This window comes from Edaphocola flava (assembly GCF_004118155.1).
In the GTDB taxonomy this organism is placed as follows: Bacteria; Bacteroidota; Bacteroidia; order Chitinophagales; family Chitinophagaceae; genus Edaphocola; species Edaphocola flava.
The window spans coordinates 220,766-244,738 of sequence record NZ_SAIQ01000004.1 but is presented as its reverse complement, the minus strand read 5'-3'; the positions used below and the strand labels follow the sequence as shown (position 1 = coordinate 244,738).

Sequence of the window (23,973 nt, the reverse complement as noted above, 5' to 3'; positions counted from 1 at the left end):
TAAATTTATATAGTACAAGTTACGAAAAATCATTATCTGTAAAGGGTTTCATGCGTAAATATAACAGAACATTACCATGCGACAAATGCTATTTTTGACGGTTTTATAACAATAATCAAACATAAAATATACTCATACAGTACTTAAGGTCAGCATGTTAGATCACTGATTTTAAGTTCATCTATACTCAATTATGGGGCAATAAAATATACTTTATTATACTGATGTTTTTAACAGTTCTTCGCAGCAGAAAAATTGTAGTAGATTGAGAGGATAAATAAGCCCCGCATAATGAAATGCGGGGCTTATTTTAATGCAATTACATTATCTTATTACCAGGTAATCTTTGTAATCTTAAGCATATTGGTTGGTAAATGTGCCGATACAGGTGTGCTACCCGTATTGACTACCACATCGTCTTTCTTCAGCAATCCTTTCTGTTTTAAGAAATCGATCTGTTCGAAGATGATATCGTCCAATCCTTCTTCATTGCTGTAAAAGAATGCATTTACACCCCAGCTCAGGCTCAGCTGATTGACCAGCGACTGTGTCTTGGTAAAGACAAACAGTGGTGCATGCGGGCGGAAGCTGGATAACATAAACCCGGTATAGCCACTCTGCGTCATACCGATCAGGGCATTGGCCTTAATGTCTTCTGCAATTTTACAGGCATTGTAACATAAGGCATCGCTCAGGAAGCTAGGTGAGTGCGGTTGCGGGGTCAGGTTGCGGTTATATACCATTTCCTGTTTTTCCGTTTCCACGATAATGTTAGACATCGTTTTTACAACCAGTGCAGGATGTTGTCCCATAGCGGTCTCGCCGCTCAGCATTACCGCATCTGCTCCTTCCAGTACCGCATTGGCCACATCTGTGATCTCACTGCGGTTAGGACGGGTACGGTCCATCATACTTTCCATCATCTGTGTGGCAATGATTACCGGTTTGGCACGGTGTATACATTTGCGCACGATCTCTTTCTGTATATTCGGAATGCGCTCCAGGGGCAGCTCTACACCCAGGTCGCCACGGGCCACCATTACCGCATCAGAAGCAATAATGATATCACGCAGGTGTTCCAGCGCTTCTGGTTTTTCTATTTTTGCAATGATCTTGGCTCCGCTGTTCTTTGCTTCAATCAGTGCACGTAAATTCTTGATATCCTCTGGTTTACGCACAAAAGATAAACCGATCCAGTCGATCTCCTGCTCAATGATAAAGTCCAGATCTCTCAGGTCTTTCTCTGTCAGGGACGGAATAGATACAGCTGTATCCGGCAGGTTCACCCCTTTTTTGGAAGAAAGGATACCGGCATTTATGACGCGGGCTTTTACTTTACCTTCGGCAGCAAAGATCTCTTCCACTTTGGTTTCGATCTTACCATCGTCCAGTAAAACGGTCTCGCCTACTTTTACATCTTTAGCAAATTCGGTGTACGACATGTACACCTGTTCTTTATTACCTACACATAGTTCATTGGTGAACGTGATGATATCTCCTTCATCAAAGAATACACCATTGTTCTCCATTTCACCGATACGCAGTTTTGGTCCCTGCAGATCGGCCAGGATGGCAATATTGAACGGATATTCGGCATTGATCTTACGGATAAGGTCAATTACCTCTTTATGTTTTTCGTACGCACCATGTGAAAAATTAAGTCTGAACACATTTACCCCAGCCTCTACTAATCCTAATAATTTTTCGTACGTATCACTTGCCGGGCCTACGGTCGCGACAATTTTTGTTTTTCTAAGCATTTTCTTTAGTATATATCACTTGGTTAAAATTCGTGAGTTCACTGAAGCGCTCCAGGCGTTGTCTAATGTCCGCATCGGTGATCTCTTTCATTCTTTCCGGTCCGAATTTTTCTACACAGAAAGAAGCCATGGCAGAACCCATGATCACGGCTGTTTTCATCGTTTCAAAGCTGAAATCGTCTTCTTTAGCAATATGGCCAATGAAACCTCCTGCAAAAGTATCGCCGGCACCTGTCGGGTCAAATACTTCTTCCAGCGGCAATGCCGGTGCAGAGAATACTTTGTCTTCGTGGAATAATAAAGCGCCGTGCTCTCCCTTTTTGATCACCACATACTTAGGACCCATTTCGCGGATCTGTTGTGCGGCTTTCACCAAAGAGTACTGCCCGGTCAGTTGTCTGGCTTCACCATCGTTCAGTACGATCAGGTCTACCATTTTCATAGTCTCTTTCAGATCATCCATGGCAATTTCCATCCAGAAATTCATGGTATCCATAATGATCAGCTTCGGACGTGTTTTCATCTGGTTGATCACGCTCTGCTGTACTGCAGGAGCCAGGTTGGCCAGCATCAGGTATGTGCAATCCTGGTAGGATTCCGGCAAAACAGGATTAAAATCTGCCAGTACATTAAGGTCTGTAACCAGTGTATCACGGGTATTCATGTCTTCGTGATAACGACCGCTCCAGAAAAAGCTTTTCTCATCTTTCTTTATTTCAACACCCTCGCAGCTTACACCACGATCGGCCAGCAGGTCCATTTCTTCCTGAGGAAAATCACCACCTACAACAGAAACCTGTTTGATATTATGATAATAGTTTGAAGCTGCCCATGCGGCGTAAGTGGCAGAGCCTCCGATAATACGATCTACTTTTCCGAATGGAGTCTCTAAGGCGTCGAACGCCATGGTACCAACGATAACTAATGACATTGTTTTAAATTCTGTTGTTTTGCTTTGGGTTTAAAATTTTTGTTGCAGTTCTTTTAAAAATACTTCTCTTGAAATAGGCACTACACCTGCTTCTTCGCAGACCAGTCCGCCGGCAAGATTACTCCATTGTGCCATAACAGCCACATCACGGGTAAGCTCATATACCATAGCAGCTACCGCAATTACGGTATCGCCCGCACCGGATACATCCGATACACTGCGTACCATAGTTGGTATCAGCGCACCCTGTGTATTATCATGATAGTACATACCATGTTCAGACAGGGTCAGCAGGGTCACTTTATGATTGATCTCTTCTGATAAGCGCAGATGCACATCGAATAAGGTCTTCTCATTCAATACATCTACATCAATACCTAAACCTTCTTTTATTTCTTTCAGGTTAGGTTTGAAGATGTCTACTTCTTTATAACTCAGGAAATTTGCAAACTTAGGATCGACTGCAGTTGTAATCCCTATGTTCTTACAATGTGCAATGATTTTGTCAATGATATTCTGCTTGAGGACACCTTTATTATAATCTTCAAAGATGACCAGGTGTGGCTTTTCGATCTGCAAAAAGCGTAAAGTGGTATCAATGAAATGGTGTTCTTCTTTAATGTTCAGTTCCTCTGTTACTTCCTCGTCAAGGCGTATCATTTGCTGGTTGCGGCTGATGATACGGGATTTGGTAGTCGTTGGTCTGTGCTCACTTTCATGCAGTAATTCGATGCCGATACCGGCATTCTTCAGCATATCTTTCAGTACAATACCATCTGCATCGTTTCCGATTACGCTGGCTATTGTAACCTGTGCACCCAATTGCTTACAGTTAAGGGCTACATTGGCTGCACCACCCAGACGCGATTCTTTCTGGTTTACCCGTACCACAGGCACAGGCGCTTCCGGAGAAATGCGGTCTACAGTTCCCCAGAAGTATTTATCCAGCATCACATCCCCGACCACGACAACGCGCAGGTCTTCGAACTGGTCAAATATTTCTTCTATGTCAATCTCTTTTTCTGCCATCAGTGTCTGATACATAATTTATCTCAATCCTATACTGCAAAGTTAGGCTATTTTCACGGTTAGCGTTCTTTATTATTCTATGTCTAACGGGTTAATATTATCCGAAAAGTAGTGCCTTTTCCTATTTCTGAATTCTTTACAAATATCTGACCATTGTGGTATACATTAATGATACGCTTGGCCAGTGATAAGCCCAGGCCCCAGCCTCTCTGCTTGGTCGAATAGCCGGGATTGAACACCTTTTTATAAGAAGTCTTAGGCATGCCCTTACCGGTATCACAGACATCAATCACAATCTGGCGGGTGGTATTGGTCATATTGATATGGATTTTGCCCGCACCCTCCATCGCATCCAGTGCATTCCGGATCAGGTTCTCGATCACCCAGTCAAACAAAGGTCCGCTCAGCAGGTAACAGGCCTCTTCGGCACCATTACTGTCAAAGGTGATCTGTACTTTCTTCGGTGCACGCAGCTGCATATAATCCACCATATTCTGCAACCTTGGCACCAGGTTTTCTTCCTCCAGGATAGGTGTGGACCCGATCTTGGAAAAACGGTCTGCCACCAGCTTCAGGCGCTGCACATCTTTCTCCATTTCCTCTACAGACTCACGGTTTTCTTCATTGTCTTTCAGGAGTTCGAGCCAGCCAACTATTGAGGATAATGGTGTACCCATCTGGTGCGCCGTCTCTTTAGACATGCCCACCCATACCTGGTTCTGCAGGCTTCTCTGGGCATTAAATATGGCAATGATCACAATACTGATGAATACGGTAATGATGGCAATCTGCATCAAAGGGTAGTATTTCAATCGCTCCAGCATGGCCGAATTGCCGTAATATATGGTGGATCGACCATAGCCAAAATCGGAAACGAAATACTGCTTCAGTGCTTTGTATTCCTTGATTTTCTTATCGACAAATGTACTGTCCTTTTGTACCTGATTTGAGTCCAGATTGATGTAAATGTTATTGCCGTCATCGCTCACAATAATGATAGGAATGGTCTTATTCTGTGCCACAATGGAGGTGGCAAAATTCGCATCTGAATTGTTTTCCAGCTGGTTCAGGTATTTGATACCATCTATGGTGGTCTTTACTTTTTCCTTTTCCGCCACCTCCATTTCTTTTGTAATACCGTTGATGTAATAAAAAGAAATGGCCACGATTGCCAGTCCGAAAAGGATAGCAAAACTGCGCCAGGTCAGAAATTGTTTAATCATGTCTCAAAAATAGGGATATAATGCTAAATACATAGCTGCTTTTAGTAAACAACAGGTATATTTTTTCCGCTCTTTTCAGCTTCACATATACCCATTTATGCCTTTACTACCTTTGGTCTTGATCCAAAATGTTAGTACAGCAAGCAATAGCATAAACGAAAGCGGCACACTTCAAAGTGTGCCGCTTGTCTTAAAATTTAAAATTGTATGTTATACTCGGTATAATCGGGAAGATGGATACCTGTTTTACTTTGACATCGGTACCCTGTTGCAGGGTGCCTTCTGTGCTCACATAGAGCAGGTAAGGATTCAGTCTGCTGTATACATTGTATATAGAGAATGACCAGGTGCCTTTGACTCTTCTCTTAGACTCTGCTCTCGGTGTATAATTTACCGACAGATCTAAGCGGTGATACGGGAATATGCGGTACTGGTTGATCTTACTGTAATCCTGCACCAGCTTACCATCTATAAAATAGTAGCCGGTAGGCAGGGTAATGGCATTACCTGTGGCATATACAAACACGGCCGAGGCATTCCATTTTTTACTGAATTCATAATTGGCTACGATCGACAGATCATGTCTGCGGTCATACTTAGCCGGGAATGGATCTCCATTATTTAATAAGGCAAAACGTCTGTTGGTCCAGGCCAGGGTATAGCCTACCCAACCAGTGAATTTTCCCTTGGTCTTATTGACAAAAAATTCAGCACCATATGCCTGACCGGTACCGAATACCAGGTCAGCTTCCGGATCGCGTACATTATTGGGCGTATAGCCTTCGCGGTACTCGATCTGATTCTTAAGGTCTTTATAGTATACTTCTACAGAAGTTTCCAGGGCATTGTTCAGGAAGTTCTGAAAGTAGCCCAATGAATATTGCCATGCTTTCTGCGGTTGTACAATCAGTGTACTCGGCATCCATACATCTGTAGGTAAGGTACTACCGTTGTTGGAAACCAGGTGTATGTATTGCATACTTCTGGCCACCGCTGCTTTAATAGAAGATGATTCGCTCAGGGCAAAACGGGCACCTATTCTCGGTTCCCAGCCACCATAGGTTTTCACCAGGTCGCCGCTGCCGAATGTAGTACTGTCGATCTTGTTGCCGTTACCATTATAGGTATAATTGGTATACGGCCCCATTTGATTGAACAGGGAATAACGTATACCTGCATTGATCTTCACAGCCGGTCCCAGGTCAAACTCATCGGTCAGGTATACTGCCGATTCATGAGCATATTTAATAAACGGATTGTCTACATTAAACATAGAATCTGCCGAAGAGCCGGATAACTGGCTTGGCGTGAAGGTATGGTAGGTATAGTTTACCCCATATTTAAAATGGTGTCCGAAAGAAGTATAGTAGTCAAAATCAACTTTACCGTTCCAGTCCTTAATACCTGATTTCAGGGTAATGTATAAATCGTTCTGGCCACCGGTAAACTGGAAGTTGTAGCTGTTATAAATTGCCGAAACATTCATAAACAGCTTATCGTTGAACTGGTGATTCCAGCGCAGGGTTCCTGTAGCATTGCCCCAGGGCACTTTTACATCAAAATCGCCGCTCTGGCTTTTGAAATTGAATACATCTTTTCCGAAATAACCACTCAGGTACAAACGGTCTTTTTTGCCCAGGCGGTAATTCGCCTTCAGGTTGGCATCATAAAAATAGTAACCGCTACCCTTTGCATTGCCTTTGAGGAACGGCTTTGTGATGACATCGATATAAGTTCTGCGACCGGAGATCATAAAAGAACCTTTATCTTTTACAATCGGGCCTTCAAGGGTCAGGCGAGAGGCGATAAGCCCGATACCGCCCTCTCCGCCAAACTTTTTATTATTACCATCTTTCATGTTTACATCCAGTACAGAAGATAAGCGACCGCCGTAATTGGCTGGTGGCGCACCTTTTACCAGGTTTACATTCTTAATGGCATCGGAGTTGAATATAGAGAAAAAGCCGAACAGGTGACCGGTATTGTATACCACAGCCTCATCCAGCAATACCAGGTTCTGATCCGGACCACCACCGCGCACATAAAAGCCCGACTGACCCTCGCCTGCAGATTGTACGCCGGGCAAGAGTTGTATGGCTTTAAGCACATCAGACTCACCGAATACCACAGGCAGTTTTTTGATCTTTTCTGTGGTCAAGCCTATGGTGCCCATCTGTGTGCCACTTACATTTTTATCTGCACGCTCTCCGGTTACCACTACCTCTTCGAGGTCGCGGTTATTCTCATTCAGAAGGTCTGCATTAATGGTGGTATCGTTATTCAGCGTAAGGTTAACTACATAATCTTTTAGTCCCATGCTGCTGTACCGGATGGTATAAGTACCCGGTTTCAGACTCAGGGAATAGAACCCGTAACTATTAGCAGCGGTACCTTCCTTGCTTTCTGAGGCAAACACATTGGCACCAATCAGGGTTTCCCCGTTGGTACCATCTTTAATATAACCGCTTACGGTTACTCTTTTCTGTGCCAGCAGGGATATTGGGAACACTATGACGAACAGTAGTGGAAGTGTTTTTTTCATCGTTATATGAAATTCTAACAAAAATAGCTGATGCGGCTTAAATGCCCAAGAAAGATTTCAGCTTTGCATAGCCACTTTTGCTCACCGGGATTTTTTGGCCTGTCTTTAACAAAATACAGTACTGTTCCTTTTCCAGCAGTTCTATCTTATTGATATACGTAACATTGACAAAATAGGAACGGTGCACCCGTACAAATTGTGCAGGCGGTAATTGCTGTTCAAATTTAGACATGGTCTGGTACTTAAGGTAATACTTATCCTGGGTCTGTATCTTCACATAATCATCTGCCGCTTCCAGGAACAGGATCTGTGTCAGCGGAATGATCTTGATCTCGCCATTATCCTTTACCACTACCCTTTGCATCTGTTCCGGCAGGAATATATTCTTTTCCGGTTCATCGGCAGCTTTAGGTGCAGCGGCCACAGTACTCTTGGAGCGGATACGATCAATTGCTTTAGTTAATCGTGCCGGCTCTATGGGTTTCAATAAGTAATCTATCGCATTCACTTCAAATGCCTGTACAGCATACTCGTCAAAAGCGGTAATAAAAATAACATTGGGTTTTTCGTCCAGCAGCTCCAGCATTTCAAAACCATTGATCTTCGGCATCTGAACATCCAGGAATACGATATCCGGTTGCAGGGCCTGTATGCTTTTCACACCTTCAAATCCATTGCTGCACTCTCCTACAATCTCAATTCCGTCTACATCCTGCAGCATTTCTTTGAGCATGCTCCTGGCCAATGGCTCATCATCAATTAGTATACATTTCAACATAATAAAGAGGATTTATATCAGTTCGTTTGTGCCTGTTCCGGCAATATTGTTTCTTTAGGTATAAATAAGCGGGCGAAGAAGGTATCCATATCTTCTGGCTGCCCGCCCTCGATCCGTTCTGTTTTGAGGAGGTCGTTACGGGCATAGAGCAGGTACAGCCTGCGGGCTATAGACTTGAGTCCGAAGCCGGTACCCTTGGGCGCTATGCTTTCTTTATCAAAAGGATTGGTGATTTCAAATTTAAAAAAATGTTCCATCTCTGTAACAGTGATAGAGATCAGCACATTACCTAAAGTGCCGTAAAGTCCGAATTTAATTGCATTCTCTACCAGCGGCTGCAACAAGAACGGTGGTATCTTAATGTCGGAAAGCTGCTCTGGTATAGACTCTTCAACCTGCAGGCGATCACCGAATCTTACTTTTTCAATATCCAGGTACAGGTGCAGCTCTTCCAGTTCGTTCGATAATAATACCAGCTGATCATCTTCTTTTTTGAGGGTTTGCCTCAGGAATGTAGAGAGCTTCATCAGCATCTCCCGCGCCAGTTTGGGATTACCTCCGATCAGTGCATTGACAGAGTTAAGGCTGTTGAATAAGAAGTGCGGATGCAGTTGCTGCCTCAGTTTGAACAGTTCTGCATCGTTCTTTAATTGCTGTACATGGTTCTCTACATGTAATTGCTGTTTTTGTGCCGATACGATCTTACTCAGGTGATGGATCACAGAAAAGAAGGACAGTAATATCCAGGAAGTGATGCCCAGTACAAAGAAGGCATTGCCCCAGAGCGGGATCAGTTGCACCTCTGGAAACAATCCGTCAAAGGTCCATTTAACCGTGAATATACAGACAATCGCATAGAGAAAACTCTGTACGATCAGCACCGGTATATTTTGTTCCCGCAGCCAGCCCAGTCTTGTCTGGGAAGTGAGGTAGAACAGGGCGAACAGTGTAACATTCACAATCAGTACCAGGCTGGCAGCTGTCGCTACAGTAAAGTGCATACTGACCATAAGCCAATATGCCTCTACTATGCTCAATACCAGAAGAAATACTGAGACAATTATATTGGTGTTGTTTGCTGACAGGGTTTGCTTCATCAGGTTTTGCGGTTAATAGCTTTTAATATCAATACCGCCACATATTACAGTACCTCTCAGGATCAGTCTTTTTTCATAACCGGTCATATTCACCAGTCTGCGTTTATCTTCTACGCCACCCAGGATCACGGTTGCATCATTGATCACGATCCAGTTGGCCGGTACAATCAGTTCCACACCACCGCAGCATACGGTCAGGTTCAGTACCGCATCTTCTTCCAGGTTGGCTTGTTTGCAATCCAGCTTTACCCCTCCAAATACAGAAGAGATATTACCTCCGCGAAAGTTATGGGTCTGTACAATGCGGTCTGCACCGGAGAAGATAGAGTCTACATTTACATAATCTTCATTGGTACCACCATATTGCTTTTGTCTTACTTCTGTCGCTTCCTTATTACGGTTTCTGACCAGAAGGTGTATACCAATACCCACTAATAAGGTTGGCAGGATAAACTGACCTACATTAAGGTGCAGTTTCTGCAGGAAGAGGAAAATACCGACTCCGGTCAGTACAGCCCAGCCACCGAGGCGGAAGTTGTTGCGTGCCCCCAGGATCAGACCACCTGCGATCATAAATACCGGGAAGGAGGTAACCAGCCTCAGGAAAGGGCCTTCGATAATATTGGTATTCCGTAAAAAGAGGAAGATACCGAAGAGTACGACAAGGATACCGATGATGGTATTATCATTACGTTTGTTCAGAGGATTATTCGGAGGCGGAGTCGGTTGCTTGAATTGTTCTCCTTCGAAATTATATTGCTGTTCCATATTATTTTCTGCTTCTTTTAAACATTATGTAAATGCCCACGACAACGATCGCTACCGGTAAACCTACAAAGTGCAGGTCATGAAAACCGATATCTGAATATTTTCTGAGCGCTAAATATACACCAACTAAAACTAAAATCAACCATGCAGTGTTGCGAAAACGGTGCTTCACGCCATTGTACAGCCCCAGGAGCATGAGTAAGGTGTGTGGTCCGAACAGCCAGTCAGGCATGAGGTAACTGGTCTCTGGTATCTTGCGCAGCAGGATGGCCACACCCAGTGTAATCAGCAAGCCACCTTTGGCAACCTGCCTCAGACGATCGTCGGCACGGGTATCGCATGACTTGAAGTAAGGTTGAGAAATCTGTTCCATAAAAATTCGATTTATTTATTTGTGCTTTATTTTCTGAAACAAAAGTAGGCCGCGAATATTTCGCGGCCCAAATGCTTTCGGTAAATGAAATTATATACTCGGTAAATGAGGTGTTAGTGTGTATGAACGTGATCATGTCCCTGTCCGATCACGGATAACAGTGCCATGCCGATACCGGCGAGGATCACGATCCAGCGGCGCCAGGACATATCATGTGCATTACTGCCGCTTTCAAAAAAGATGGTCGTACCAATCTGAAGGAATGAACCGGTTACTACTGCAATGATGTATGGCAATGCCGAAGCAAAGGAGATCAGTTGTATGCCCGCATAATGAGTCAGCATACTGGATACCGGTGTCAGCAGGGCAAACAGGCATAACCACAGCAGAGATGCGTTTTTGGAACGGTGGCTGTGTATGAGTAAAGATACCAGCAGCATCGCTTCCGGTAATTTATGCAGGGCTATGGCCAGGTACAAAGATGGCACCGTACTATCTTCATGATAGGTAGTACCCAATGGTATACCTTCTGCAAAAGCATGCAGGGCCATACCAAAAAACAAACTTACAATGGGTAAATGATGCTGATGACCTGTACTATGATGGTGACCGTGTTCTACCCCATGGGTAAACTTCTGTAGTATCTGTTGTAAAAAGTACCCGAGCAACATATAACCACCGGCTGCAAAGCCCACATTCTCTACCGATTCAGGTATCAAATGCAGCATGGTGATACTCAGGAGATAGGCACCGGAAAAAGCCAGCAGGTTTTTCATACGCTTATCAGACCAGGAGCTGGTCCAGAGTGGAATGCTGCCCCCTATTATGGTGATGATAAACAGTAATATATTGTAGACAAGTAACATACAGAGGGCGCAAAAATACAGTTTAAATAAAGAATTATAATGCTAAATTTTTAAAAAATAGTAGCTTTACCGCTCAGGTTATACAATAGTGTTCAGTATGGGTCAGATGTCAATTGGTGATGCAATAAAGCAGGTGCTGGAAAGCAACGGATGGAAGCAGCGTATGCTCCAGATCCGCATGCGTACAGACTGGGAAAAGATCGTAGGCAAAACCATTGCTAAATATACCCAGGAAGTACACCTGTATAATCGGATCCTTACCATTACAACTACTGTCGCTCCGCTCAAGCAGGAATTGCGTTATGCCAAAGATCAATTGATCCAGAGCATAAACCAGCACTTCGGCGAAGCAGTTGTAAAAGAAATACAGATCAAGTAGTCTTTATAATAACCTCGCTTTCATCCTGTTTACAGCTTCTGTTAACGTTTCTTCTTTCTTTGCAAAACAAAAACGGATCAGCCGCTGATCGGAACCCTTTCTATAAAATGCGCTGATGGGTATGGTAGCCACCCCAGCCTCACGGGTAAGCCATTTGGCAAACTCGGTATCCGGCAGGTCGCTCACCGCACTATAGTCAGCCAATTGAAAATAACTACCCTTAGATATATACGGTATCGTAAACGGCAGATCCTTCAACAGCTCAATAAAATAATTTCTTTTTTGCTCCAGTATAAGACTGCTGTCATTGACCTGCTGCTTCGCCATAAAAGCAGCCACTGCTCCTTGTGCAGGAGTGTTTACTGAAAAAGCCAGGTATTGATGTATGCGGCGAAAAGCCTTGCTCAGGTCTGCAGGAGCCAGCACGTAACCAACCTTCCAGCCGGTATTATGCAGGGCCTTACCGAAAGAATAGATTGCAAAACAATGCTCCCGCAATCCTTCGTGCGACCATACACTGTGATGTGGCACCCCGTCAAAGATTACCTGCTCATAAACCTCATCAGATATGATATAGATCTGCTTACCGGCAATCAGCTGATATAATTGCTCCCAGTCTGCTGTACTCCATACCGTTCCGGTGGGGTTATGAGGGGTATTGACGATGATTGCTTTTGTTTTGGGGCTGATGCGATCTGCAATCAGCTGCCAGTCCGGGGCAAAGGTTCCGGGCTGTAAGGCCACAGGCACTACTGTGCCCCCATTAACCTCAATGGCCGGTATATAACTATCGTAAGCAGGCTCCAGGATAATGACTTCATCTCCTGCCTGTAATATAGTGGCCAATGCGGTATATATTCCATAACTGGCACCTGGTGTAACCGTTACCTGGTCAGGGGTACAGGCTACGCCGGTCTGGCGCGTCACATGTGCACAGATCTCCAGTTGCAGTGCCGGTAAGCCAGCCATGGGTGCATACTGGTTCATTCCCTTACGTGCTGCCTCAAATAGATTTTCCATCAGGCGCGCATCGATCGGGTAATCGGGAAAGCCCTGTGAGAGGTTTACAGCACCACATTCCTGTGCCAGCATGCTCATTACGCTGAATATAGTCATATCTGCACCCGAATGCTTGCGGGGCAGGCGTTCGGCAGGTATAGACGTATTGTTTGTCTCCATTATTTTTCTATCGTTTTCAGTAAAGCGTCTCTGTAAGTGCTACTCAGCGGTACACCGCCTTTCTCTGTTTCTATGCAGTTTCCATCAATCTGTTTGATGGCATTCAGGGCGATAATATAAGACTTATGTACCCTTCTGAACAATGATTCGGGTAATTGTTCTTCCATATTCTTCATCGTCTGATGAATCACATGCACTTTATCATGTGTATAGATCTTCAGGTAATCTTTCATACCCTCGATATAATGTATATCGGAGAAGTCCAGCTTTACCAGTTTGCCATTGGATTTGATAAAGATAAAATTCTTTACCGGTCCGCTTTGTGCCGCACTGAGGTTACGCACGCTCGCGGTATCTGCTACAGCAGGTTTGGGCAATGCCAGTCTTTGGCGCACTTTATCAATAGCCATATTGAATCGCTCGAGCGAAATCGGTTTCAACAGGTAGTCTACAACATTTAATTCATAACCTTCCAGTGCATAATCGGGATAAGCAGTGGTCAGGATTACCGCTGGCGGTTCTTTTAAGGATTTGAGAAAATTCAGCCCGCTGACAACTGGCATATTTATATCCAGGAAGATAAGATCTATTTCGTACTGGTGCAAAGCCTGGAAAGCTTCCATAGCCATACAACAGGTATCTATAACCTTGATATCGCTGTGGTGGGCACAATGTGCCGCAATGATATCAATAGCCAGTGGTTCATCATCAATGATTAAGCAGTTCATTTCTTCTATAAGTATAAAAGGTGCTTACCAAAGATAGGAGTAAATCCCGTACCAGACAAGCTTTATGTAGCTGTATAATGCATGGGCAGACTGATGCGTATGCTATAGTTATAGTCCATCAGTTCTGTATCCAGTACGGCCGACTCTTCGGGATAGAAATGCGTAAGGTTTTGCCTGATTGCCGCCAGTACAGACTCTTTATGCGCAAGTGCCGCATTCCACTCTATGGCAATATGCAGTTGCTTATCCTCGATAAGCAGGTACATAATCAGCTGCCATTCATGGCCGGGCTGAAAGGTATTGCATATAGGCTCGGCAATATTGACCATTGCCAGGGTCGGGATAAACTTTCCGGTGGTATCTCCTTCGGTTTCTAAAATACAGCAAGGGCCGTACAGGCTGTTCTGCAATTCAAAAAGATTGCGCACCTGTGCGATCTCATCTGCAAGCAGTACCCGGGCTTCATTACTGCGATAGAGGCGATAACGAAGAATGTCGGAAAAGCGGATCACCGCATCGGGTGTGTGGGTATCACTATTGGCCGATAAGGCCGAAAGGCCATCCAGTGCATGCATAACAAAAGCCGGATCTATATTGGTCTGCAACAGCATTTTTTCATGCTGCAGCTTTACCTCTTCGGCTTCCTGCTCTTCACGATAATTGGTCAGGCTCTCGGCAGTCTCCATCAGGAACAGGAAGGTGGAGAACAGAAGGAAGTTCATGAAATAAAGGTAATAGAACTGTCCTACATGGCTTCTGAAATGAAAATCCCTGAAGTCATAGTCCTGGTATTGCTTCGGTACATAGGGCTGAAAATGCAGTTGAAAATACATATCAGCAACAGGCAGTACGATAAATGCTATGGCCTGCACAGTCCAGAAGCGGCCATAACGCTCCTTCTTCAGGTAGGCCGGTACCAGCACCAGGCAGTACAGATAGTAGAAAACAATGATGAGCCAGTTATCGAACAGGAAGTTCAACAGGAAACCCTCCCAGGCCCATACGGGCTCTTCTGCCCTCACCTGCCCTAGTATATACACATAGGCCCAGTATAAAAGGTGTATCAGCCAGCGGCCTTTGCGCAGGTAAAAGTTCTTCAGTTTCTCCCGGACGTGATAGTCTACAATAAAATCTTTCATAATCAGGCAGAAAACAGGTTAAGGGTTAGCGATACGGTATAGCGTGTACTATCCTTTTTAATAGAAAGCTGATGTGCACCGGGATACAGCAGGGCAAGGCGTTTGCGTACATTCTCTACGCCAATGCCTCCTTCACTTTTAATGGCCAGTGCCTTGTCTGTTTCCGGCGGTACGGTATTGCTCAGTTCCATATGCAGCCGGGTATCTGTTATATGCAGCTGCAGTTCGATAAAGGCCTCTTCGGTATGTGCCTTTACCCCATGCTTAAAAGCATTCTCTATAAAGTTCACGATAAGCAGGGGTGCAATCAATTGCTCTTTTACCTCGCCCTCTATGTGTACCCGGATTTGCAGCCGTGTTGCTTTATTGCGGATCTCCTCCAGGGCAATATAACTTTGTATAAAAGCAAGCTCTCCTTTCAATGGCACAAAATCCCGCTCACATTCATAGAGCATATAGTGCAACAGATTCTTTAATTTATCGATCAGTCCGCCCGCCTCCCTTACATTATGTAGCGCCTTGGAGTAGATGTTATTCAATGTATTAAACAGAAAATGTGGATTGATCTGCGACTTCAGGAAACGATTCTCTGCGGCCAGCCGCTCTTTAAGTCCCTGCTTGTATTTACGAAACTGTCGCTGCTGGTAATACAGGTCAAAGAAGTAGTAAATAGCAAAGAACAGCCATATGAGCCTGATCGCGCGACCGAAGGAATAGCCGGCAATATAGGCCATAGTATAGCTCTTACCGGCAACGAAGTGTGTGATGAGGTATATGAGTCCTCCTTGTACGGCATACCAAAGTATGAAATTAAGCAGGAATCCCAGCCATACTACCAGGACTTTCCGCTTTACCCTCCCGTATGGGATGATCAGCAGCAGGAAGGTGTAGACCTCAAGCAGGATAATGATTACCGTCAGTACCATCAATACAATACCATAACCGGTATTCTTGCCCAGCTCAAAACCGGAGAAGTAGGAACTGCTGAGAAAGAGAATATTCAACAAGACTACTACGATATGCAACCAATAGCGACGACCACCAAACAGGTTTTCAAACTGTATGGCTACCTCTGCTTTAAATCGCTCCCGGAATGTGCTTGTCTTATCCATTATTTCTGATTACTGCATTGCGAAAATGCACATAAAAAATCCGCTCAGGCCATATTTACGACGAAAGCCCCGTTTTTTTCGACGAAAATACGCCACGATACTCGTCGAATAATTACCGGCATTGATCTATTTGTTATCTTTGAGGAGAAAGATCGGTTATACCTTTGTACTGTTGATTGGAATGAGTCGGATGAAGTATGTATTCACCATTATTTAATTGTACAAAAACACCATTATGAAAACACCACTTACATTTCTTACCTGTATGCTGAGCTTAGGCTGCATCATCCAGGCACAGGCCAAACACCTGCTGGTCTCGGAAAAAGCGATGGCGACCAATAATGTCAGCGTCAGCGAAACGATCAACAACAATAATACTGCACAAAAAGAGAAAGCAGCAAAGCCTGCTTCGGTAAAAGCGGAGGCCGCCTCTAAAGTGAAGAACAAGGTTTCTGCAACTACATTGAATCCTTATCTCAGCATCAGCTTTACACCAGAGGCAGCTATGACTAACCTATATTACTATGGACATAAGCAACCGCAAAGCACCTCGCACACTTAAAGACCTTAAAGAAGATGTACGCACACAACTAAACCTGGGCAACACAGCCTCTCTAAACCTGATTGAGTGGCTTGCCATAGACCCCTTGACGCTGCTCACCAACATCTTGCACTCCTGTCAGCGTACACACTACATTCCCGAAATCACAACCCGTCTGGAGCAGCTGAAGAAGCGCACCGTTAATACTGTAAATGAAACCATAGGTATCACTTTGCTGCAACTGTGTCAAAAGCACCGGGACACCAGCCTCCATTCCTTCCTCAGTACACATGTAGCAGACATGGCACGTTGCTGGGCAGCATATATGACCGGGCTGGAAGAGTCTCCTCTGTCACAAAAAATGGCTGCCATAAAATTGTTTGCGGCCGATACGCATTTTGGCGTAAGGGAGATTGCCTGGATGGCGGTACGCCCTTCTATAACCCGCGAGCTCTCCGGCAGTATAGATATACTCAGCCAGTGGACCACAGATACAGATGCCCATGTAAGGAGATTTGCCTGTGAGGTATTAAGACCCCGAGGAGTATGGTGCGCACATATTGATGCACTGAAAACAGCCCCGCAACTGGCCCTTCCAGTTCTTGAACCACTTCAGGCAGACCCTGCCCGTTATGTACAGGACAGTGTTGGCAACTGGCTGAATGATGCCAGTAAAACGCAACCCGATTTTGTCCGGAACTTATGTGCGGAATGGGAACAAAAAAGCCCTGTAAAAGCTACACAATACATTATCAAAAAAGCACTGCGCACCCTTAACAAGGCTTAAATAATATTTGTAACTACTTATGCTGCTGCAGGCCTAGTGCGTACCAGGTATACCTGTACCACAAGACTCAGCATCAGGAACATAGCTACCAGCTGATGCAGCTCTGCAATGGTCTCAAACAGTCTCCAGCGATTGGCCTGTATAGTCGTACTGCTCAGTACAGTAAAGATCCCCAATAATACCTGTATACTCACCAGCACCATAGGATACCATTTCTGGCGGTTATAAGCGACCGAAGGTCTGATCTTTGCCGCTTTAACAGTATAAATAAGAATAAGCGCAAACAAGAGGTAAGCCAGTCCGCGGTGTATAAAGTGAATCGTTATCTTATTCTCCAGCAGATAATGGCCCGATGGTGAAGCCGTCATATTATCCGGAACCCACATCCCATTGATCGTAGGCCAGGTGGCCGCTACTGTAGCCGCTTTATGGCCTGCCATAAGGGCACCATAGGTAAGCTGAATGAATAGCAATACCAGCATTACTATAGTGAGTCTGCTCAATGCAGGATTCAGTACCCTCTTTGTATTCGGAACCAGTAATTTTAAGGCAAACCATAATACATAACAAGCGAGTATCATGGCAAAAACGAAGTGCATGGCCAGTTTGGTCGGACGCACATAAATAGCATCTCCTACCAGACCGCTCGCAACCATGATCCAGCCAATAGCTCCCTGCAAGGCACCCAGGGCAAACATACCGAAAATGGGCAGTACCATCTCGCGGGTAAAATATTTTTTGACCAGGAAGTAGATAAACGGAATGGCAAATACAAAGCCGATCAGCCTGGCCCATAAACGGTGAAACCACTCCCAGAAGAAAATAAACTTAAAGTCTGAAACGGTAAAATCCTGGTTGAGGTATTTGAATTGCGGGGACTGCTGGTATTTGGCAAATTCTGCCGCCCAGGCATCCTGGTTCATCGGTGGTAAAGTACCGGTCACCACATTCCATTCAGTAATGGAGAGCCCCGATCCCGAAAGCCGGGTTATACCACCCAGCAGCGTCTGGATGATGATCATGAAAACGCCCGTCAGCAGCCAATATGCGACGATTTTATTTTTTCTTTCCTGGTCTGAATAATTTTCGATCATTGCCTTAAAAAATTGGTCGAAGTTACAACCGAATACGCGGATTTTGTCATATTAATTTTATAAAATTCGAAGCCCCGCAAATAGTGCTATATTTGCAGCGATTTTTATCAGAATCACACAGCAAGTAGTATGGAATTAATTACCAAAAAAATCGTGATGACCAAAGACATTGGTATTCACGGAAACCTCTTTGGCGGTATACTGATGTCATGGATTGATGAGGCCGCCGGCTCATTTGCCACCGAATATTGCCAGACCCCTAATATGGTGACCCTGCGTGTAGGTGAGCTTTTATTCAAGAAGCCTTTAAAGGCCGGTAACCACATCAGACTATACGGAGAAGTATCTCATGTAGGTAATACCTCCATAACCGTTGTAATAGAGGCCCGTAAGTATAGTGTATATAATGCAGAAGAGAGCGTGGCCTGTACCACCGCTGCTACATTTGTACGTATAGATGAGGATGGAAATCCAAGATCTTTGGATGAAAAGATTAAAGAGAAATTTAAAAATGGTATTTTAGCATAATAAAAGTAAAACCGAAAATGGCACATTATTATAGTTTGGGTAAAGTTCCCAATAAGAGACACACACAGTATCGTCAGGAGAATGGTAAATTGTATTCAGAGCAATTATTCAGTACAGAAGGCTTTTCTTCTAATTATTCCCTTTTGTACCATGTTCATCCGCCTACGGTAATCATCAAGACCGAAGAGCCGTATGATGTATCTCCTAAACAAGCCAGTGAAAATATCCTGAAGCACCGCAGCTTCCAGGGATTCAGCGTTGCACCTAATGCCGATTACCTGAAATCCAGAAAAGTAGTTTTATTTAATAATGATGTACAGATTGCACTGGCAGCCCCTACCAAGGGACTGGAAGGCAATGTGTTTTTCAAAAATGCCGATGCGGACGAAGTAATCTTCGTGCATGTGGGCGAAGGCGTACTGAAAACACAGTATGGCCAGATTCCGTTTGGCTACGGCGATTACCTGGTAATCCCTAGAGGCTGTATCTACCAGATCGAATTCAAAACAGAAGAGAACCGCCTGTTTATCGTAGATTCTTTCAGCCCGATTACCTTCCCTAAACGCTACCTGAGCCGTTACGGACAGCTGCTGGAAAATGCACCGTTCTGCGAGCGCGACATCCGCAAACCACAGGACCTGCAGACCTTTGACATCAAAGGTGAGTTCCTGATCAATACCAAGAAAAAAGGACTGATGTACCCTATCTGGTATGGCTACCATCCATTCGATGTAGTGGGTTGGGATGGCTGCGAGTATCCTTATGCCATCAGCATACATGATTTCGAGCCTATTACCGGCCGCGTACACCAGCCACCACCGGTACACCAGCACTTCGATGCACATAATTTCGTAATCTGTTCGTTTGTACCGCGCCTGTTCGACTACCATCCATTGTCTATTCCGGCTCCGTACCACCACAGTAATATCGATAGTGATGAGGTACTGTATTATGTAGACGGCGACTTCATGAGCCGTAAGCATGTAACCAAAGGTATGATTACCCTGCACCCGTCCGGTATCCCGCATGGTCCGCACCCGGGTACGGTTGAGAAGAGCATCGGTGCTAAAGAAACACTGGAGCTGGCGGTAATGGTAGATACCTTTCACCCGCTGAAGATGACCGACGATGCCCTGAACATCGAAGATGAGGGCTATGCTCTTAGCTGGATCGAAGACTAATCTTTACAATACTGTATATATAAAGCGTGCCATAAATCATGGCGCGCTTTTTTTGTATCCGGATTCGAACACCCGTACCCTGAACTGCTTGAAGGACAATTTCGCTTTGAGTACCCAGCGAAAGAATCTTATTGTTTATACTGCTGCATTAATGCACTCCGGCGTTCCTTATATGCCTCGGTGAGTACTCTTGTCTCCCGTTCACGGTACGCCGGTTCGTATACCTTTAATGCTTTTATCGCGGCCTGATATTCCTCCAGCAGCTGTTTCAGCACCAGCCCGGAGGCGCGCGGGGTGCCCTGCTCTTCCACAAAGTTCAACCGGAAGATGCCGCAATTATCACTATTCTTATATACCATAGCTAAAATATCTCCGTCTTTCTGATACAAGCCCGTAATCCGGGGTTCGCCGCCACCCCAGCTGACAAAATGATCTGCTGAAATATCCTTTACCTCAAAAACCTTTACGGCACGGGTACTGTAAGTATACTGTATAACCACATTACGGTTAAAATAATAATTGACTGACCCATAAGCTACTGAAAGGTGCGGCCAGTTGCGGTAAGTATAGATATCCGGTTCGCCATAAATGCTGTTATCTTCCGGCACCCTATCAAGGTCTATGAGTTTTTCCAGGTAGCATTTATAGGTTTCTTTCCTAAACAGTTTCCAGTCGCTGTAGATATTGGGTACGGGCAATTGATCGTAAGTACGCGATGAATCTTTCGATATGGCTTTGAGCTGATATATACTCATTGGAATAGTATAATCTCCTTTGGCAAAAGGAATACTATCCAGTTCTATATTTCTATGACGGAAAACAGGCGGATGTATGCGCATGGTATCTCTGTGATGTACAATGTCCAGGTAAAAATTATCCCTTACATCTCCGCCTGCAGGTGTGGGATTCGGTATAATGTAATAGTATCCCGGTTCCTGCTCAGGAGTATACCAGCCCCTGGTATGGTTTGTATCAGCCAGGTTAATGTTCGTTGGTATTACCTTCCAGTTGCCGCCAAGAAGATTAACCAGCTTGCCTTTATGGTATACTCTTATGCTCAACTGCCCACCAGAGGGTCCGGGCTGGGCATGGGCATTAAAGCTACAGGCAAACCAGGCACAAATCATGATGCATAATAATCTTAAATAATTGCTTGTTAAGGTATTGTGGAACATATCTATTCATTATAAACCGCAAGATAAGGCGAATTAAAGCCCTTTTTAAGCACCACTTGGTGAAACAATCATGTGACTGGGTAAGGCGTGTATCATGAGGTGCTTGAAGGTACCTGGAAGAAAGTATTTTCACTTCGAGGGCCTCAGCGAACACCTCATCTCCCGAAAATAGCAGCTGTATACCAAAGCAATATTCATCTCTAAAAAAATATATTTCCTAAAGCTTGGAATAAAAATCAATTACCTATACATTAGCCTTAATATTTAACACATATGTTAAATATTAAGACCTAGCTATTACGAAAAACCACTACGCAAACCGCGCCGGCCACCTCAGTAAATTACCCTTATGCATACGCACTTACCCAAAAAACCAATGCAGCAGCGCAGCCTCTAAATCTGCGGTACCACCTGCCCTGCTGTTCCTTTCATTGTGGTATCGTTCTTTTACTTATGCATTTTATTTACAAAAAAAGAAAAGCATTCCTTTTTGTTACCTTGCTGGGGCTTTCGCTACAGGTGCAGGCACAGACAGCGGCGGTACAGTCGCAGACACCGGGTTATATACCCAATTACATTAAGAATGGCGGCGGAAGCCCCTTCATTCAGCAGAATTTCGACATTATAGACCTGTCCGGATGGCTGCAGGCGACCGAGGAGTCTAATGTGACCATAGACAATATCCTGCCGGAAATCATGCAGGCATATGGCTTTGGTGCTGATGATGATTTTGTTCTGGTGCGTACTACAGATGATGATTACCCTTTTATCGAAGATCAGCGCAAAATGGTACACATGCGGTACAACCAGGTACATAAAGGCGTTAAGGTTGAATATGCCGAATTGTTTATTCACTCCCAAAACAATCGCGTATCTATTGTGAATGCAAAGGTTGCAGAAGGTCTGAACATGTCTGTAACCCCGGCACTGGGCGAGACGCAGGCGCTGGATAAAGCTATGGATCATCTGGCACCAAACGGCCTCTTCTCCTGGCAGGATCAGGATTATGAAACCTCTTATAAAGAAGAGCGTGAAGATCCTACTGCGACAAGCTACCCTGTAGGTGAGCTGATTATTGCTAAAAAGAATGTAAATGAATTCTATAATCCGGAAGAGTTTGTGCTGGCCTGGAAATTTACCATTAAGGTACTGAACCCGGAACTGGATATGACGGTGTATGTCGATGCGGCTACCGGAACGGTCATAAAAGAGTATAGCAATATACAGGATGGTCAGGCTGATCTTTCTTATGGTTATGGTAGCAATACATATATCGATACCCGCTATAGAGGTGGGCTTTATAACCACCATGTGCTGCGCAGCAATGATGGCGGTGCGGCTATCTGGACTAAGAAATGGAACAATAAAAACTTTGGCGGATACGACTGTACTATAGGCAACTGTACCAAAAACTCTTTTGACGGAGATGATGTATGGGGATCGGATCGTGCCGAGGAGACTACCCCGCACTGGGTAGCTACGCAAACCTGGAACTATTACAAAAACATCCTGAACCGCAGCAGCTATGATAACGGCAATGCCGAAGTGAAGATTATGGGTGGAGCCAGTGTACAGAATGCGTACTGGAGCCCTACAGATAAATGGCTGGTATTTGGTAAGAACGGTTCTAACCACCTGGCCACTAAAGACATTGTGGGCCATGAATTTACACATGCTGTAACGCAGTATACTGCCGGTCTGGTGTATCAGAACGAATCCGGTGCCCTTAACGAATCCTTCTCCGACATCTTTGGTTATGAGGTGGAGCGCTACCTGAATGGTGGGGTACACACTAACTGGGACCTGGGCGAGGATGCCTGGTTGCTGCGCAAACTGAACAAGCCTTCTGCTTCTGTGGCGTCTCCCTGCAATGGTCAGGCGCAACCATCATTTTATCACGGGCCCCGCTGGTATTATGGCACCTGTGATGCGGGTGGTGTACATACCAACAGTGGTGTACAGAACTACTGGTTCTACCTGCTGACCCAAGGTTCTGCCGGTGCTCCGGATGGCATGGTAGGCAGTGTGGCGGTAAATGGTATCGGTGCAGATAAAGCCCGTAATATCGCTTACTATAACCTGGATAACTTCATGGGTAACAACTCTAACTATAACGATGCCCGCACGGGGTCTATCCTGGGTGCCATGTCTATATATGGTAATTGTACCAATGAACTGACGCAAACGATCAATGCCTGGGCGGCAGTAGGACTGGGTAGCCCGCGGGTACCGCTGGTGATCAACGGACCTAGCTTTATTCTGTACTACCCGACTACGGGCGGTATATCCGGTGGTATGCCTAAAGATTACGTAGCCAGTGGCGGTAATGCGCGCAGATATGTATGGACGTACAGTGGCCCATGGAACCGCAGCATCCTGTCTCCTACCATTCCTTGGGATAATATATTCCGTATCAATAACTTTAATGGTGCATACACGACGACTACACTGAAAGTAAATGATATCTGTGGTTCTGCAACAAAGAAGATCTACTTCATCAATATGGAGCAAGTGATCGTGATCAGCCCTAACCCGGTAAGCCAGGTGGCCCATATAGCGGTAGAACTGCCAGAGATCAGCCCTTCTAATCCTATTCAGGTACAAGTATATGACCTGCAAGGCGTAGTGAAGTATGAAGGTGTTATTGAATCTGCTGAGTTTACGCTTAATGTAGGCAACTATGCTCCGGGCAACTATCACCTGACCGTTAAACAAGGTGAATTCACGGCCACGAAACAATTTGTAAAACAATAATTATCTTTA

General features: G+C 44.8%; 22 protein-coding genes. 6 read left to right on the top strand and 16 right to left on the bottom strand.

Going from position 1 to position 23,973, the window contains the following annotated elements; genetic code table 11:
- Nucleotides 1–332: 332 nt before the first annotated feature.
- The 10 genes from pyk to EMP01_RS13225 form a co-directional block, all read right to left on the bottom strand.
- Complete coding sequence (gene pyk, locus EMP01_RS13270; RefSeq protein ID WP_129022036.1) at nt 333–1,760, bottom strand: pyruvate kinase; 1,428 nt, start codon at nt 1,758–1,760, stop codon at nt 333–335.
- A complete protein-coding gene (locus EMP01_RS13265; protein ID WP_129022035.1) occupies nt 1,753–2,691 on the bottom strand; it encodes a PfkB family carbohydrate kinase in 939 nt (312 codons plus the stop codon). Before EMP01_RS13265 ends, pyk begins: the two co-directional genes overlap by 8 nt.
- Before the next feature lie 30 nt (nt 2,692–2,721).
- Nucleotides 2,722–3,735, bottom strand: coding sequence for a bifunctional heptose 7-phosphate kinase/heptose 1-phosphate adenyltransferase (locus EMP01_RS13260; protein WP_237559539.1), 1,014 nt, complete (start codon nt 3,733–3,735; stop codon nt 2,722–2,724).
- A gap of 68 nt (nt 3,736–3,803) precedes the next feature.
- Nucleotides 3,804–4,943, bottom strand: coding sequence for a sensor histidine kinase (locus EMP01_RS13255; protein ID WP_129022034.1), 1,140 nt, complete (start codon nt 4,941–4,943; stop codon nt 3,804–3,806).
- 190 nt (nt 4,944–5,133) lie between these two features.
- The gene (locus tag EMP01_RS13250; RefSeq protein ID WP_129022033.1) at nt 5,134–7,485 is read right to left on the bottom strand and encodes a TonB-dependent receptor; all 2,352 of its coding nucleotides are present in this window, start codon (nt 7,483–7,485) and stop codon (nt 5,134–5,136) included.
- Nucleotides 7,486–7,522: 37 nt separating this feature from the next.
- On the bottom strand, nt 7,523–8,263 hold the full coding sequence (locus tag EMP01_RS13245) for a LytR/AlgR family response regulator transcription factor (protein ID WP_129022032.1): 741 nt from the start codon (nt 8,261–8,263) through the stop codon (nt 7,523–7,525).
- 17 nt (nt 8,264–8,280) lie between these two features.
- Nucleotides 8,281–9,360: a sensor histidine kinase gene (locus tag EMP01_RS13240; protein WP_129022031.1), complete on the bottom strand. Its 1,080-nt coding sequence runs from the start codon at nt 9,358–9,360 to the stop codon at nt 8,281–8,283.
- A gap of 12 nt (nt 9,361–9,372) precedes the next feature.
- On the bottom strand, nt 9,373–10,128 hold the full coding sequence (locus tag EMP01_RS13235; protein WP_129022030.1) for a LiaF transmembrane domain-containing protein: 756 nt from the start codon (nt 10,126–10,128) through the stop codon (nt 9,373–9,375).
- 1 nt (nt 10,129) lies between these two features.
- Nucleotides 10,130–10,501 (bottom strand): LiaF transmembrane domain-containing protein, encoded by a 372-nt coding sequence (locus EMP01_RS13230; protein ID WP_129022029.1) that lies wholly within the window; start codon nt 10,499–10,501, stop codon nt 10,130–10,132.
- A 113-nt stretch (nt 10,502–10,614) separates the two neighbouring features.
- Complete coding sequence (locus EMP01_RS13225) at nt 10,615–11,367, bottom strand: ZIP family metal transporter (RefSeq protein WP_129022028.1); 753 nt, start codon at nt 11,365–11,367, stop codon at nt 10,615–10,617.
- Between the two features lie 97 nt (nt 11,368–11,464).
- Between EMP01_RS13225 and EMP01_RS13220 the strand changes: the two genes are divergently transcribed.
- Nucleotides 11,465–11,746 carry a DUF721 domain-containing protein gene (locus EMP01_RS13220; RefSeq protein WP_129022027.1) on the top strand — a complete coding sequence of 94 codons (282 nt, stop codon included), beginning with the start codon at nt 11,465–11,467 and terminating at the stop codon, nt 11,744–11,746.
- A gap of 3 nt (nt 11,747–11,749) precedes the next feature.
- On the opposite strand, the gene EMP01_RS13215 is transcribed toward EMP01_RS13220, so the two are convergent.
- From EMP01_RS13215 to EMP01_RS13200, 4 genes are all read right to left on the bottom strand, one after another.
- Nucleotides 11,750–12,925 carry a methionine aminotransferase gene (locus EMP01_RS13215; RefSeq protein WP_129022026.1) on the bottom strand — a complete coding sequence of 392 codons (1,176 nt, stop codon included), beginning with the start codon at nt 12,923–12,925 and terminating at the stop codon, nt 11,750–11,752.
- A complete protein-coding gene (locus EMP01_RS13210) occupies nt 12,925–13,653 on the bottom strand; it encodes a LytR/AlgR family response regulator transcription factor (protein WP_129022025.1) in 729 nt (242 codons plus the stop codon). Before EMP01_RS13210 ends, EMP01_RS13215 begins: the two co-directional genes overlap by 1 nt.
- 62 nt (nt 13,654–13,715) lie before the next feature.
- The gene (locus EMP01_RS13205; protein ID WP_129022024.1) at nt 13,716–14,792 is read right to left on the bottom strand and encodes a histidine kinase; all 1,077 of its coding nucleotides are present in this window, start codon (nt 14,790–14,792) and stop codon (nt 13,716–13,718) included.
- Nucleotides 14,793–14,794: 2 nt separating this feature from the next.
- Nucleotides 14,795–15,904 carry a sensor histidine kinase gene (locus EMP01_RS13200; RefSeq protein ID WP_129022023.1) on the bottom strand — a complete coding sequence of 370 codons (1,110 nt, stop codon included), beginning with the start codon at nt 15,902–15,904 and terminating at the stop codon, nt 14,795–14,797.
- A gap of 235 nt (nt 15,905–16,139) precedes the next feature.
- On the opposite strand from EMP01_RS13200, the gene EMP01_RS13195 reads away from it, so the two are divergent.
- On the top strand, nt 16,140–16,466 hold the full coding sequence (locus EMP01_RS13195; RefSeq protein ID WP_129022022.1) for a hypothetical protein: 327 nt from the start codon (nt 16,140–16,142) through the stop codon (nt 16,464–16,466).
- Complete coding sequence (locus tag EMP01_RS13190; protein ID WP_129022021.1) at nt 16,429–17,232, top strand: DNA alkylation repair protein; 804 nt, start codon at nt 16,429–16,431, stop codon at nt 17,230–17,232. The genes EMP01_RS13195 and EMP01_RS13190 overlap by 38 nt, the downstream gene beginning before the upstream one ends.
- Nucleotides 17,233–17,249: 17 nt before the next feature.
- Here EMP01_RS13190 and EMP01_RS13185 read toward each other — a convergent pair whose 3' ends face one another.
- Nucleotides 17,250–18,326, bottom strand: coding sequence for a COX15/CtaA family protein (locus tag EMP01_RS13185; protein ID WP_129022020.1), 1,077 nt, complete (start codon nt 18,324–18,326; stop codon nt 17,250–17,252).
- Between the two features lie 129 nt (nt 18,327–18,455).
- On the opposite strand from EMP01_RS13185, the gene EMP01_RS13180 reads away from it, so the two are divergent.
- Together EMP01_RS13180 and EMP01_RS13175 are read left to right on the top strand one after the other, a co-directional pair.
- Complete coding sequence (locus EMP01_RS13180) at nt 18,456–18,854, top strand: acyl-CoA thioesterase (RefSeq protein WP_129022019.1); 399 nt, start codon at nt 18,456–18,458, stop codon at nt 18,852–18,854.
- A 17-nt stretch (nt 18,855–18,871) separates the two neighbouring features.
- Nucleotides 18,872–20,035: a homogentisate 1,2-dioxygenase gene (locus EMP01_RS13175; RefSeq protein WP_129022018.1), complete on the top strand. Its 1,164-nt coding sequence runs from the start codon at nt 18,872–18,874 to the stop codon at nt 20,033–20,035.
- A 128-nt stretch (nt 20,036–20,163) separates the two neighbouring features.
- Here EMP01_RS13175 and EMP01_RS13170 read toward each other — a convergent pair whose 3' ends face one another.
- Complete coding sequence (locus EMP01_RS13170; protein ID WP_129022017.1) at nt 20,164–21,210, bottom strand: hypothetical protein; 1,047 nt, start codon at nt 21,208–21,210, stop codon at nt 20,164–20,166.
- Nucleotides 21,211–21,663: 453 nt separating this feature from the next.
- Here EMP01_RS13170 and EMP01_RS13165 point away from each other — a divergent pair, with 453 nt between their 5' ends.
- A complete protein-coding gene (locus EMP01_RS13165; protein WP_129022016.1) occupies nt 21,664–23,964 on the top strand; it encodes a M4 family metallopeptidase in 2,301 nt (766 codons plus the stop codon).
- The last annotated feature ends 9 nt before the right edge of the window (nt 23,965–23,973 follow it).